Consider the following 13900-nt stretch of genomic DNA (forward strand, 5'->3'; position numbering starts at 1 on the left):
TCCAAGACAGAAATACCTTTTCACCCTGGGAGGCAGGCACACTCGAGCAGTTGTATGACGGGCCGCATACTCATCCCCCACGCATACTCGCTGCTCGACGTGTGATGTTCTTAAATTTTGTTTTTCTAAAATAAACCCGGACAGCCACGCAGCTTCGCCAGCGCCTCCATATAGAAATAATCGCCGTATATAATCGGCACATTCAAGCCTCGACCCTCTGGATAATGCACGGTTCCCTGCATGATCAGACCTTCTTCCGCTGCTGTCTCACCAGAGCTGTAGTTCTCATGCAGCCCGTGGAGGATACGCTCTGCCGCGGCTCTGTATTCCTCACCGCGCGGCGACAGCTTCGCCAGCTCCAACAGACCGCTTGCGGCAATCGCCGAAGCGGACGAGTCCCACGCCACCTGATGCTCGGCAGGTGCGCGGAAATCCCACAGCGGCACGATGTCTTCGCCAAGCATGGCGAGGAAGAAATCGGCCGCTCGCTCCGCTGTCTCCAGATAGCAGGCTTCGCCCGTATACCGGAAAGACAGCGCAAACCCGTGCAGCGCCCAGGCGGTGCCCCGCGCCCAGGCGGAACCTGGAGCATGGCCCTGCCCGCCATGCTCCTGCACCTTCTGCCCCGTGAGTGGATCGAACTCCACCACGTGGCAGATGGACCCGTCAGCGCGGACGAACTCGCGCGCCACGGTGTCCGCATGCGCTTCCGCCAGCCAGCGGAAGCGAGGGTCGCCGCTCTGCTCGGATGCCCAGTAGAGCAGCGGCAGGTTCATCATGCTGTCAATGATGGCTACGCCGCGCGTATCCATCGTTGACGAGCTGAAGTTCCAGGCGCGGATATACTCACCGCGCACGTTGAAGCGGGCAGCGAGCAGATTGGCGGCGAGCATTCCCCGCCGCCTACCATCCGCGCTGCCTGTCTGGCGGTAGTTGGCTACGCCACTAAGCAGCCAGATGAACCCCAGATCGTGATCCACCGATTCGGGATCACGCAGACAACCTTCCAATTGCCGCTCACAGCTTTCGGCATAACGGTATAACGGGGCGACAGCTTCGCTCTCCGGCGACTCGCCATAGACAAGCCATAACAGCCCCGGCCAGAAGCCGGCGGTCCACCATTCAGGATCATTCCGGTCATACATGCCCTGCGGGGCGGTGTGCGGAAATGTATCCTTGATGCGCTGCGCATTGCGAATGATTTTGGCCGCTCCCTGCCGCCATGCTTCCTCCAGCCATGTCACTGATGTTGATGTATTCATAAACCTTTCCCTCCTCTAATCGATTCCTAATCTGATCGTAAACATAATACTTCGCCCGCTAATTACTTCCATTCGTGCTTCCTTCAGCAATCCGTTGCGGGACGCCATCGGCTGTTCTTTGAGATGAATGGTAGCTCCTTCGTCCAACACGGTGGATTCCACATAAGCTCCACGATACTCGCTGCGCACAGCCTGACTGGAAAGTGTAATGACAGCCTGTTCACGGCCATCACTGAACATTAATGGAATGAGTGCTCCGACAGCCTCAGGTTCACCGTCGAATTCATACGTCACAGTGAGTAAATCCCCCTGCTGTACATAACGGGTGCGCAGTGAATCGATCCCGGTTAGCGGGCCGAGCCATGTCACTGTAAACGCATTGACCTGATCCTGACGTTTTCCGTCATCTCCCCCTAGAGAGCCTGAATTATCTTTCACCTCTTGATCTACCGTTTCAAGCAAAATCGAACCCCCACCATCGGCAGGATTAATCCCGGCATCCCGGTCGTAATCAACACCTGACGGGATGCCCTCGGCAAGACTGTGCCATTTCCCATCTGCCGTTTTCCAGGCAGGACAGTAGCTCAGCGGACCAACTTTCCCTTCAGCAAACTCCGTGAAACCGGATTGCACATGTCCAGCAGCGGAGGGCCCGATCAGCCCCGGTAATCCCGCCTGTTGTATCCGCACAAGACCGGGAACCGTGTATGGATCATTCATTGCCGTATGCAGGATCATTTGTTGACCTGGTACAGAGGCAATGATTGTTTCAAACCATCCATCGGCCTGCAACACCCTGCTGCCTACCTCGGAAGGAAGGAGTATGCCCGTTACATCTTCAACAGGATTGCTGAGACAGGCATGGGCCAGTGCCGCTGCCGTCCACAAGTTGTAGGTGGTATGATTCGTATAGATTTCGTATCCGTGGCGTGCCTCGGGCGGGTACTCGTTGCGAACAATTTTCAGACGCCTATCATCCATCTTCCAGCGCTCCACAGCTTCGAAGCACCGATTTGCCGCGCGTGCGAATGCGCCAGCCATTATCGCATCTCCAGCCTGTAAGGCCTGAGTTGCATGAACAGAACATACGTAGGCTGCTGCCGCTTCATTCCATTGATGTTGGGAGCTGCGTCCACGCGGAGGAATCTCTCCCAGCGGCGACAGCGTAAGCAGCGTACTGAATGCACCATGACGTAATTGTTCCTTCAGCTCACCAGCACATGAACCGTCATATCCCGCTTCAAGCATGACATCCAGATGATAGCGCGTCGCAATATCATAGGAAAATGGACAATTTGGTCGGTCCAGCGGTCCGTCCTGATACAGTCCAAGCGCCGTAAACCGTGGCAGATGATACTGATCCAGATAACGATCCATCCACGCCGTATCATCACTGGCAAGCTGCTCTCTCCAGCGCAGATACTCCCCGGAGATCATAATCGCGTTCCAGTTAATCATGCGATTGGGGTTGTTCATTTTGCTCATTGTAAAGACATAATCTTGTTCAGGCTGAATTTTCTTAAGGGCACTTGCCCAGACTTTTGCCTGCTCAGGCATATACGGCTTCAACAGGATGTATGCTCTCATCATCAACACGGGGAAAAAGTCCGGGTGATGATCCGGCGCACATCCCTTCACGACAACATCGATGCTGTGTGACAGGGCCAATGCCGCTGAAGGAAGCAGATCCGTTAGGCCCGCTTGAACAAGAACCGATGCAGCCATTGCATAAGCTGGCGTGGAATAATATCGCTCCGCGTTCGAGAATGGATCAATAATGGCGCCTTCACTGTCCTGATAAGGTGTATAAGCCCGAACAACACTCTCCACAAGGGACAATTTGCGAGCCTGATTCCAACCATCTGAAGGAACAGGCCCCGCCTGTTCCGCTAGTGTACGGTAATCTTCGAGTGCATCTCTCCATGGATATGTTGATGCGGACGTATACTTACTCACGTATGCTCACCTCCATCTTTCACTTGGGTCCAACCGTGAACTTCAGCTCACACACCGTTTCCAGCGGATTAACTTCATCACTTCCACTTCTTACATCGCCGTTATCAGACCGGTCTCGCCATTCAAGGGAGGTCCGATAGAATGTAACTGGCATATTATCATGATCCACTGTATTAATTATCTCTATATCAGCCTGCCATTGGATTGCATCATACGTCATCCCTACCGTCGCATGTTCACCCTGCCATTGAATATGTCCCTCATGTACCCTTTCAGGTACCTTTCTGCTCATAAATCGCTCCGTCACACTCGGCCGTTGCTGTTCTCCCACCGAAAATAACGTGCTTGATGAAGACGCCGCTCTGCTTTTCCATTGAAATCGATCCTTCAGACGCAGTTCTGCTACGGTCCCGATATCTTTAGCAGAACTGCTCCAATGCAGCTGGCGTGTATAGCAGGCGAGTGAAGCCGCTTCAGGATAAGCTGCTGTCAGTTCCAAACAGGCATCCAGTGTACAGTCATCGTCCGAAACCTTCGCCTCAAGAACCAGTGCTTGCGCCTGACGTCCCGAGCTTTGCTCCTTTCCTTCTATGCGAGGAACGTTATGCCCAGACGAGCTAATGTGGAACAACTGCTCTCTGCCCGGAGCAAAATAAGCTTGTGTATACAGCCCAGCTCCTGGATCACAAAGAATGTTTTCACCACCACAATGGATCATAAATTGCCCAAGATCATTATGGTTATGAGGTTCATCGTTATGCCCGGCCTTGACGGAAAAAGCAGTAGTGAGAGGTCCATCTCTGGTAACATCTGCGCTCGCAGATTCAAGCACTCCTTTTGCAATCATCCAGCCCAAATCATCCAAAATGATCCCTCGTTCCGCTGGAACAGCCCCCGCTTCTTGAAGGTACATTGCCGAGCTGCTCCACAGCACGTTGCGCAGCAGGTGACCCCAACGATGACAGGGATCATCAGTAAACAAAGGGATATGAAACGGCAAATCCACCTTTATAGCGAAACGGGATGCCAGAAGTGAAAGCAAGCCCGAAGGAATCTCTTGATGCTCCGCACTATCCGAATAATTCACGAAGGTTCCACCCGACAGATGAACACGCAATGGGAAGGCTGCGATCGCCGCTATTTTCGAACCATTCAGCAGATCCAACTCACCTTCACTGTATTCGCGCAGCATGTCGGCATAATAGACGAAATAGCCGAACCCATATACCCAGTAACCAATGCCTTCTGCACAACCACCATCCATGCCATATCCACTCAGAAATGCCTGCATGGATCGAATCGTCTGACTTACCGATTCCGTCAGAATTGCTTCTTCCTCCAGCAGTAATAGTCCAGCCATGCCACAGCATCCGCTGCACACAGCAGACCAGTTATGATCTGTACCTTGCCAGTGATATACACGTTTCTCCCGATAGAGCGGAGTGAAAATGCGTCGCTCAGCCTCAGCCCTAATCCGTTGGATGATGCGTGTATCCAGTCGATCCGCGTGAATCGTCACGATTTCGGCCAGCATATGTACCGTCTCCGCGGCAAACAGATCGATATTGCCGTTGACCTGTTCCACTCCCCCCGTACCCAAATGTGCAGGCAAACACCATGTATACTCGCCACATACATCCCACAACATATCTCCCAATGTCTCTATCCATCCCGCGTCATTTGAATCCACAGCGAGCAGCGCTATTGCCGCAAGACGTCCCCTGCGTTCAAAGTACGCATCCTCATACAACTTTCGTTCCCCTATGTCCCCAAACTTCCGATAAAGACCAAATGATAGCGAAGGCAAGATTTCGTTCAGGGCACGTTCCCCATACGCTTTCAGATCGATATAAAAAGAAGCCAGCTCCGGTTGGAGTAACGCCTGTTCGATGCGATCCGTAGAGCAGACTGAAGCTCGTGTTGGTGCAGGCTGGATATGCTGATCCCCCTGTCCCCCGCTCGTTATCCGATGTACCACCCGTTGAATGACCGAAGAATCCGGCATCGGGATGGAACTTTCCTTACTTTGATTGGTGTTTTCCATTGAATCCACCCTAATCTATATGGAATACAAAACCTTCATTATATGTAACCGATTTCATTTTACCGGATAATTCTGTACATTTGAAGAGTTATCCATCATATCCAACCAAATTAACCACAGAATCCCTATTTCGAGATATGAAAAAAACGAAGAACCCACCCGGGTTCCTCGTTACATCAAGCTTGCTAGTGCGTACTTGATAATCCAGTTCAATCCAATGTCTATTAACCTATCGCAAGCGGAGAATTCTGTACAACAGACAACCATTGACGCGCGATAAGCTCATGACCCGCTGCCGTTGGATGCACACCATCCCACAACCAGTAAGCAGCGTCAGCTTGTTCGAGAGCATCGTCGAACGTTTGCTGCAGTGGTACCCAGACCGCCCCGAACTCACTGGCGAGTTCGCGAACCAGATTTTGATAGAGTCCAATCCGCTCCTGCCAAGTGTCCCAACGCTCTACTGTAGCTCCGGTTTTAAGAATGAACGGCTCCATTAAAACCAGCCCAGTATTCGGCATCACTTCACGTGTTTCCTCCAGCAAATGACGATATGCACGTCCAAGACGGTCCGTCACTCCACTGGGTTCGCCATTCATGGTACGCCAGGCATCATTAACACCGATGAGAATGCTGATCAGATCCGGCTTCAGACTAAAGGTATCTTCGTTCCAGCGTGCATACAGATCGGAAGCACGATCCCCGCTGAGTCCTCTGTTATAGAACGTCGGCTGCTTGGCTGCAAGTTCCACACCCAGTTTGCTTGAGATCAGATACGCATAGCCATGCCCGAGAAAATGATTCGGATCATCATTGCGCGATCTTCCCCCGTCTGTAATGGAGTCTCCCTGAAAAAGTATAACGGATGAATGTGTACTCATAAGCAAAACCGTTCCTTCCTGTATGTAAAATGAAAACCTCAACCCTTCAGTCTCCATTTTATCCCTTTCGGACGCAAGAGAAAATAGCGTTTTCAGAACGGTACTTTTCAGACTTTCGGGTCTTTCGCCACATATCCTCCACCCTGATATTCCGTCTCGTCTTGCTTATCCGGCGTTCCCTTGCGTTTCGCTTCGTCCCACAACTCTGCCGCATCATCCTCCGGGTGGTACCCAATCATCTGTTCCAGATATCCAATATCATAATAATTGTCCGTATTCGCTGAAGTGCCATATAGATTAACATATTTCATGCTCGAATCCGCCTCAATGCAGCACTCGGCAAGCTGAACCATATCTCTGGGCGAGATCCAGATGTGTGCCGAACGCTCAGAATGCGGATACGCATCGCCCGAGAAATTGCCAATTCGAATGTTGAATGACGATAGGCCATGCTTATCCACGTAATATCGTCCCAGCAGTTCGATATAACATTTGCTAAGTCCATAGAAACTGTCTGGCCGATATGGATCATCCACTTCAATATCCTCTCCTGTTGGATAGAACCCTGTCGCATGATTTGAACTTGCAAAAATAACCCGCTGTACACCGTTCAACCTTGCAGCTTCATACACATGATAGGCCCCTGTTACGTTGATCGGTAGAACTTTGCCCAGAAAATCTTCCTCGTCCTTGGCCCAAGCAATGTGCAGCACTGTCTGAACACCCTGCATGAGCTCGTTCAGACGGTCTCCATCTGTCACATCCATTGCTACAATGCCTGATTGAGGATCATCATGAAGGTCGGCAGCCACGATATCATACTTGCCCTTTTCCCTCAGTCCCTCCAACAGACTGCGGCCAACGACTCCCGCCGCTCCCGTAATCAACAGTCTGTGCTTCGTTTTACTCATGGATCTAACTCCCTTCGCCCTATTTACTATGGTCTTATAGGACATTATTAACCGTAAGGGCGAAGGATTTACCTGATCCAATAAAGACCCCGTATATTAACCCATCAAGTACCGTAAAATCATCATTGCCACCATACCGACAAGTACCGTTCCGAGCAGACTCCGGGTCCAGATTGCTACGGCAATGGTAGGTAATGCTGCCCAGAGGGCTGCATTTTGCGTAATCGGCACCAACTGGTTGTCCGCCATAAACAATTCCTGACCGATCAGTGCCGCCATCACCGCTACGGGTACATATTCAAGCCAGCGTAACAGCCACATCGGAATCTGTATCTTGCTGAACAGCATGAGTGGCAATACACGCGGAATGAACGTTAACAAAGCCGAACCCATAATAATCCAAAATACATCCCATCTTACTTCCATCGTTCCATCACTACTCCCATCGTTGCCGCAATGACCGCAGCCACAATGACACTCATGCTGCCAAACGAAGCCATGCTGGCGAAGATTACACAGACAACAGCGATGATCGCCACATTGATGTGTAATTTTTTATTTTTGCGCTGCATCAGCTGAAGTACGACCAGACCGATAAACATCGCAGGCAAGGCAAAATCCAGCCCAAGCCGCTCCGGATTGGTTATCCAGCGACCAAAATAAGCCCCCGCCATATTCGCCACAAACCAGTTAAGATATGCTGTAATGTTCAGACCGTGCATCCAGCGCTCACTCAGCGTTTTCCTACCAATCGCACGCGTCATCGCCACGCCAAAGGACTCGTCGGTGAGCAGCGAGCCGATCCACATATTTTTAAGCGGCGTCAGATGACGGAAGTACGGCGATACGGCTGCACTCAGCAGCAAATGACGCAGATTCACGAAAAATATGGTGAAAATAATGGCCATCGCTGAACCATTTGATGCCAGCATGCCTGCGGCAATAAACTGGGCCGATCCCGCATACAGAATCAGACTGAGCAGAGCCGTTTCCGCCAGGCTAAGACCTGCCGTCATTTCAATGACACCCGCTGCAAAGCCAATACTCAAATAGCCAAGCAGGGTTGGAATACAATCCTTGACCCCTTGCATAAATGTAGCATCATCCTGCACCTCTTCGGTATTTGCGGGCCCGGATGTCAATGGTATTGATTTGTCCAAATCCGGTGCATCCCCTTTCCATTTCAATCCACATCCTGCGGATTACTTTTAATTTAGAAATATACCACAGGATGAGACGTTCCGGGAGAGACAGATCCCCTTTTACAGAACAGATCCGCTACGAATCTTCATAATTCGATGATTAACGAAGTACACCAACAAGAAAAAGACTGCAGGGTTACACCCCACAGTCTTCTTCGAGAATGGCTATTACACTATAACTTGAATCGTTCAATCATGCTTTGCAGATCTTCAGCCATACGGGACAACGCCGCAGAAGACGCCGCAACCTCTTCCATTGTAGCCAGCTGCTCCTGTGCAGCAGCTGAGCCATCTTCCGTTCCTGAGGCAATCTGATTGGATAATTCAATCGTCTCATTGACTTCCTTGGTCACATAACTCATGCCTCCATCAATCTGACGGGAAGCTGCCGACACTTCTCCAGCTTGAGCAGCAACCAATTGCACAGCACTACGGATATTTTGAAAAGCCTCTCCCGCTTCCGTAATCATTTGGGAACCCTTGATCATGCCTTCTCCCGTACGGGCAAAGGTAGATTGTACCGCATTCGTTTTCTCATGCATCTCACGCATCAGTTCATTAATGCGCTCGGCCGCACTGCCCGAATTGTTTGCCAGCAACTTCACTTCATTGGCAACCACAGCGAAGCCCCGACCCTGTTCACCTGCTCTGGACGCTTCAATGGATGCGTTCAAGGCAAGAATATTGGTCTGCTTCGCAATAGCAGTAATTTCGGCTACAATCTCAATGATCTCTTCATTTTTCGCTCGAAGATCCTGAATGACCGCAGCCATGGCTTCACTCTCATCATTCACCTTCTGAATATGAGCAACCGCCTCTTCCACCGTAACCATACCCGCTTCGGACTTGGTAGATGCTTCAACAGCAATACGAGCGGCCTCTTCGGCACTCGATGAGATTTCTTTGACCCCAATAGACATTTCACCCACAAGTTGCCCCGTTGCGGCGAGACTGGCGTTTTGTTTGTTCGTTCCTGACGCTGCATCCTGCATCAGCTCAGCAACCTGTTCGGTTGCCCTGGATGTCTGTTCAGAACTCGCCATCAGCTCCTCAGAGGATGCCGCCAGCTGGCTCGATGTATCATGTACTTCGCCCAGAACGTTGCGCAGCGAGGAGGTCATAGTATCGAAGCTTGCCCCGAGTTGTCCGAACTCATCGCGACGCTGCAAGCCCACCCGAACTGTCAGATCCCCTGCGCTCACTTTCGATGCTGCCTGTGTTAGCTGCAACAATGGACGGTGTATGCTCCGAATAATGAACACAAGCAGAATAATACCAATGATCAGTGATGTTCCAACAAGAGTGTATGCACGGATCAAGATCGGTCTTACGGCATCGGCTGCTTCGGAAGGAACGATCTCACCAACTATTTTCCAACCCGTCGCGGGATTCGTAAAGAACACAGCTTCCAGCTCTTGTCCATCATACGTGTACTTTACAGTTCCTTGGTCTTTCGTATACATCTCATTAATGTAGCTCTCATTGGACTGCACACCAGATTCGATATTGTAATGGAACAGAAACTTTCCGCCGTTGTCCAGCATATACAGTTTTCCTTTTTCACCAATATGTATCTTATCAACAGATTCTTTTAAGTGGTTGAGACTTACATTGGCACCGAAGACCCCTTTACCGTCAGACAGCTTTGCAGCCGCAGTCACAACCCATTCACCCGTGGTTACCGACTGGAACGTATCCGAGATAATTGGCTCATCCTGTGACATCCCCATTGTATACCAGCTGCGTTCCCGTGGATCATAGATCTGCTGTCCGGGGTCAGGCGATTTCATCCAGCTGCCATCTTCGGCACCTGCGGTGAGCACACCCAGTTCTTTGTGATTCTTGGACATCCGGTCCATCTGCCTTTGAAGAGCAGGGGATTTATTAATAATATCTGCTGAAGTAATACCGGCGGCGAACTGCGCTGCGTTATCTTTCTCCATATCCAACATCTGACTAATCTGCAGACTGAGCATTTCCGTTTTGGCCTGTGCAGAATGAATGATTTCTTCCCTGACCTGGTCTGCTGCTTTTAAATAAGATAACCATCCCACGCTAATGCTCGGCACAATCAGGAACAGAAGCAGTGCAGCGATCAGACGTTTCTTAACCGTTAATGTAAACCAATTGCGAATCCTTTTCTTCATTTAAATATCCCCCATCATCATCTTCACCCTTTTTTATCGGACAAACGTAGTAAAAATATTATGTATGAATATTAAAATCAATCGAAATTACATTATTTTTGTTAGGATAATAGAAAATGATGCTCCTTCCCCGTTTTGACCCTCTCTACGAGATCGTTTACAATGCTCATAAGCTGGTTATCTATGAAACGATTGGAAGGAGAGGATTCGAATCTTACGCAAGTCACATGTGCAACGACCTGTATCCAGATTATATTCATCCATGTTCCGTATTCTGTTCGCCCTCATTCTTTGTGCAGGACCTGTTCTAGGACAAACCAGTTTCACAGCAGCCGCAGCACAAGAGGCGCAAACAGTTCACATTGAAGTGAATGGTCAAGAGCAATCGTGGATAAACGCCCCCCTTGTATTGAAAGGTACAACGTATGTTCCACTGCGAGATGTTGTTACCTCTGTAAATGGCACCTTGAAGTGGGAAGCTCGTACCAAAACGGCTACCATTACACTTGGTCAAGACAAGCTGGTTCATCAGGCGGGCAGTGACTTCATCCAAGTTAACCATGTTCATCTGTCCTCCGGTGTCGAATCTCGCACGATTAACGGCACCCTGATGTTACCTGTCCGCGCACTTGCCAATGCACTCAAGGCAGATATTAAAGTACAACGTACAGCCTCTGGTCAGATGAGTGTTAATATTGAGACAGACAAAGTAAGCCTATTAAACAGTCAAGTCGCCAGTGTAGACCGCTATTTGCGCGAAATCGATTTTCCAGGCATGGCTCTGATTGCCCGCAATGGAGAAGTCCTTCTTCGCCAAGGCTATGGACTGGCGGATGAACAGACGCTCAATCGTCCAGATCAGAAGACCAGAATCGCCTCTCTGAGCAAATCTTTCACTGCAGCCTCCATTCTCAGCTTGGTGGAAAAAGGAAAGCTGAATGTGCAAGATCCGATCTCCAAGTATATCACCGGCATACCCAAGGGAGATCAGATCACGCTCCATATGCTGTTATCCCAGACTTCGGGTCTTCCATCCGCCTTCGGACGGGGTGAAGGCACTTCATTGGAAGAAACGGTAGAAGAAATTCGGCACAAAACATTAAAATTCGAACCCGGTAGTGCCTATTTGTACAGTAATAGTGGTTATGTTCTGCTGGCCTATGTTATTGAACAGGTGTCCGGCATAAGTTATGCCGACTATGTGCAGCAGACCATTTTGAAGCCGCTCGGCATGAAGAACTCTGGAGAAGCTTCCCGTAAGGTCCATACGAATAGCGGATTCGTTGCGAAGAATAAACAGTGGGTGCCTGCGCCTTATTATGTTTCACAATCAGGTTCAGGAACAATTTACTCCACCGTGGATGATCTGCTGAAGTGGGATCGGGCGCTGTACACGGACAAAATTTTGAGTCAGGATACGATTGAACAGATGTATGAGCCGTATTCGGATAAAAATTATGGCTACGCCTGGATTCTCAAGGAGAACGATCAGAATCGTACCGTCTTCCACAACGGCAGCGGTGGTGGTTTTGCCACAGCCTTCTCACGTAATTTAACAGATGATATTACGATTATTCTTCTCGGTAATCATGCGGGTATGGATATGACTTCACTTATGGATGAGGTCGAGGTTAAGACAGCTCAGGCACTGAATCTGCAATAATATCCTTTTACTCATTAGATAATAGCAGAAGGGACGGTCCATTATTGGATCGTCCCTTCTGCTATCTATTTCTTCAAATTCAGAATCACACTTTCGCTTCGCTCGTCATTTAACGTCTGTCTATTTTATGGATACGGGAAGCTTCCCGGCAAAAGGAATACGCCCCATAAGCGCCCGAGCGACGCTATCCATGGCAAGCGGGCGGCTCTCGTACGCAGCCACATAGACCTGCACCTCCGGGATCGCCAGCAGATCGTAGGGGCTGCGAAGCGCCACAACAGCCAGCTGCTTGCCCAATTGCTTCAGCCAGCCGATCAGCCTGCATTGCGGATCACCAGAGGCACTGCCTGCGTTATATGTTCCCACTATGATCTGGCGAATGTCATCCTCTTCCGCAGCTTGAAGCAGATGGGCAGAACGAATGGCAACTTCCTCTGGCGTGACGGTTACATCGACCACATCCAGACCGCAATGCGACAAAGCGGAGCCTAGGGTAACCACCTGAGTCAGCTGTTCGTCGGCAATCGTCGTTACTGCTGTAGCAACCGTTATGACCAGCGTACGTTGCGGCTTCAAAGGCAGCATGTTCAATTGGTCACGAACCAGCGTGATGCTGTTCTCACTGATTCGTCGGGCCACTTCTTGGTGTAACGAATGGTTACGCTCTTGGCGCCTAAATGAAGCTGGATCAGTAAAAGCCTCAGCAGAGAGCGAAGTCGCTACCTCATCATGCACTTCATCATTACCTGCGCCCATTCCATTCTCCAGCAGACCTCGTTTCGCTTTGTACTTCAGCAGCCGAGTTACAGATTCGTCGATGCGAGCCTCACTGATTCGCCCGCTCTGCACGGCTGCCAGCAGCGCTTCAAATGCCCCTGCCTGAAGATGAGCTGTGTGGCTGATCAACACCAGATCCGCGCCGGCCTCCACCGCCATCACAGCTGCATCAACCGTACCATAGTTGGCGGCAATCGCGTCCATCTCCATGCAGTCTGTCACAATCATACCTTCATAACCCAGTTCCTGACGAAGCAACCCACTTAAGACGGCCCGCGATAGCGTTACAGGCAGACGCTCCGGCTCAAGGGCCGGAAAATAAATATGTGCTGACATCATTGCATCGACACCTGCCGCTATGGCAGCCCGGAACGGAATCAGTTCCACACGATCTACCCGTTCCCGAGTATGGGTGATGACCGGAAGATCCAGATGTGAATCCGTATCGGTATCCCCGTGCCCCGGGAAATGTTTGGCTGTCGCGGAAATACCAGCATCCTGTACTCCTGCAATACTCCTGGCTCCGTACGCTGCGACGGACTGCGGTGATTCCCCAAATGAACGCACACCAATTACCGGATTGGCAGCGTTATTGTTTACATCCAGAACCGGAGCAAAGTTCATATTTATGCCCATGGATCTTAGCTCCACACCACTGATGTAGCTTGCCTGATATGCATCCTCGAGGGAGCCTGCTGCGGCAATTGCCATCTGTCCCGGCATCAGGGCGATCCCTTCGGTGATCCGGGCTACCATGCCGCCCTCCTGATCAATGGATATCCAGAGCGGCACATTACCGCTATCGACAGCAATCCGTTGCAGGCCCGACGATAGCCGCTCCACCTGCTCCGGTGACTCCACGTTACGCGCAAAATAAATCACACCGCCGATGGGATACTTTCGGAGAAAGTCATCTACATCACCAGCAGCTTCAGTGCCATGAAAGCCGCAAAGCAGCATTTGACCGATTTTCTCGCGCAGGGTCATCTGTTCCAGCTTCAATGGGTATAGCTCGTTTTGCCCACTCATTCCATGCCCCCTCCCAATGACAAGCATC

The 13900-nt window shown here is 50.5% G+C and carries 10 protein-coding genes; 1 reads left to right on the forward strand and 9 read right to left on the reverse strand.

The window, feature by feature from the left end:
* Positions 1-125 precede the first annotated feature (125 nt).
* From P364_RS0122580 to P364_RS0122615, 8 genes are all read right to left on the reverse strand, one after another.
* A complete protein-coding gene (locus tag P364_RS0122580) occupies positions 126-1262 on the reverse strand; it encodes a glycoside hydrolase family 88 protein (RefSeq protein ID WP_024632338.1) in 1137 nt (378 codons plus the stop codon).
* Positions 1263-1277: 15 nt separating this feature from the next.
* On the reverse strand, positions 1278-3218 hold the full coding sequence (locus P364_RS0122585) for a hypothetical protein (RefSeq protein WP_024632339.1): 1941 nt from the start codon (positions 3216-3218) through the stop codon (positions 1278-1280).
* Between the two features lie 19 nt (positions 3219-3237).
* Entirely contained in the window at positions 3238-5262 is a 2025-nt protein-coding gene (locus tag P364_RS0122590; RefSeq protein ID WP_024632340.1) for a heparinase II/III family protein, read from the reverse strand.
* A 224-nt stretch (positions 5263-5486) separates the two neighbouring features.
* Complete coding sequence (locus P364_RS0122595; RefSeq protein ID WP_024632341.1) at positions 5487-6143, reverse strand: SGNH/GDSL hydrolase family protein; 657 nt, start codon at positions 6141-6143, stop codon at positions 5487-5489.
* 107 nt (positions 6144-6250) lie between these two features.
* Entirely contained in the window at positions 6251-7054 is an 804-nt protein-coding gene (locus P364_RS0122600; RefSeq protein ID WP_024632342.1) for an NAD-dependent epimerase/dehydratase family protein, read from the reverse strand.
* Positions 7055-7150: 96 nt separating this feature from the next.
* Entirely contained in the window at positions 7151-7480 is a 330-nt protein-coding gene (locus P364_RS0122605) for an AzlD domain-containing protein (protein WP_024632343.1), read from the reverse strand.
* Positions 7471-8145 carry an AzlC family ABC transporter permease gene (locus tag P364_RS0122610; protein WP_052016728.1) on the reverse strand — a complete coding sequence of 225 codons (675 nt, stop codon included), beginning with the start codon at positions 8143-8145 and terminating at the stop codon, positions 7471-7473. Before P364_RS0122610 ends, P364_RS0122605 begins: the two co-directional genes overlap by 10 nt.
* A gap of 284 nt (positions 8146-8429) precedes the next feature.
* Positions 8430-10403: a methyl-accepting chemotaxis protein gene (locus P364_RS0122615; RefSeq protein WP_024632345.1), complete on the reverse strand. Its 1974-nt coding sequence runs from the start codon at positions 10401-10403 to the stop codon at positions 8430-8432.
* 229 nt (positions 10404-10632) lie between these two features.
* Here P364_RS0122615 and P364_RS36305 point away from each other — a divergent pair, with 229 nt between their 5' ends.
* Positions 10633-12066: a serine hydrolase gene (locus tag P364_RS36305; RefSeq protein WP_024632346.1), complete on the forward strand. Its 1434-nt coding sequence runs from the start codon at positions 10633-10635 to the stop codon at positions 12064-12066.
* A 120-nt stretch (positions 12067-12186) separates the two neighbouring features.
* Here the strand turns inward: P364_RS36305 and nagZ are convergent, their stop codons facing one another.
* The gene (gene nagZ / locus P364_RS0122625) at positions 12187-13872 is read right to left on the reverse strand and encodes a beta-N-acetylhexosaminidase (RefSeq protein WP_029881224.1); all 1686 of its coding nucleotides are present in this window, start codon (positions 13870-13872) and stop codon (positions 12187-12189) included.
* Positions 13873-13900: the final 28 nt, after the last annotated feature.

The organism is Paenibacillus sp. MAEPY2 (assembly GCF_000499205.1).
In the GTDB taxonomy this organism is placed as follows: domain Bacteria; phylum Bacillota; class Bacilli; order Paenibacillales; family Paenibacillaceae; genus Paenibacillus; species Paenibacillus vandeheii.

Coding starts and splice junctions, on each gene's coding strand:
- P364_RS0122580 (WP_024632338.1), bottom strand. CDS start 1,262: ATGAATACATCAACATCAGTGACATGGCTGGAGGAAGCATGGCGGCAG.
- P364_RS0122595 (WP_024632341.1), bottom strand. CDS start 6,143: ATGAGTACACATTCATCCGTTATACTTTTTCAGGGAGACTCCATTACA.
- P364_RS0122590 (WP_024632340.1), bottom strand. CDS start 5,262: ATGGAAAACACCAATCAAAGTAAGGAAAGTTCCATCCCGATGCCGGAT.
- P364_RS0122605 (WP_024632343.1), bottom strand. CDS start 7,480: ATGGAAGTAAGATGGGATGTATTTTGGATTATTATGGGTTCGGCTTTG.
- nagZ (WP_029881224.1), bottom strand. CDS start 13,872: ATGAGTGGGCAAAACGAGCTATACCCATTGAAGCTGGAACAGATGACC.
- P364_RS0122615 (WP_024632345.1), bottom strand. CDS start 10,403: ATGAAGAAAAGGATTCGCAATTGGTTTACATTAACGGTTAAGAAACGT.
- P364_RS0122600 (WP_024632342.1), bottom strand. CDS start 7,054: ATGAGTAAAACGAAGCACAGACTGTTGATTACGGGAGCGGCGGGAGTC.
- P364_RS0122610 (WP_052016728.1), bottom strand. CDS start 8,145: ATGCAAGGGGTCAAGGATTGTATTCCAACCCTGCTTGGCTATTTGAGT.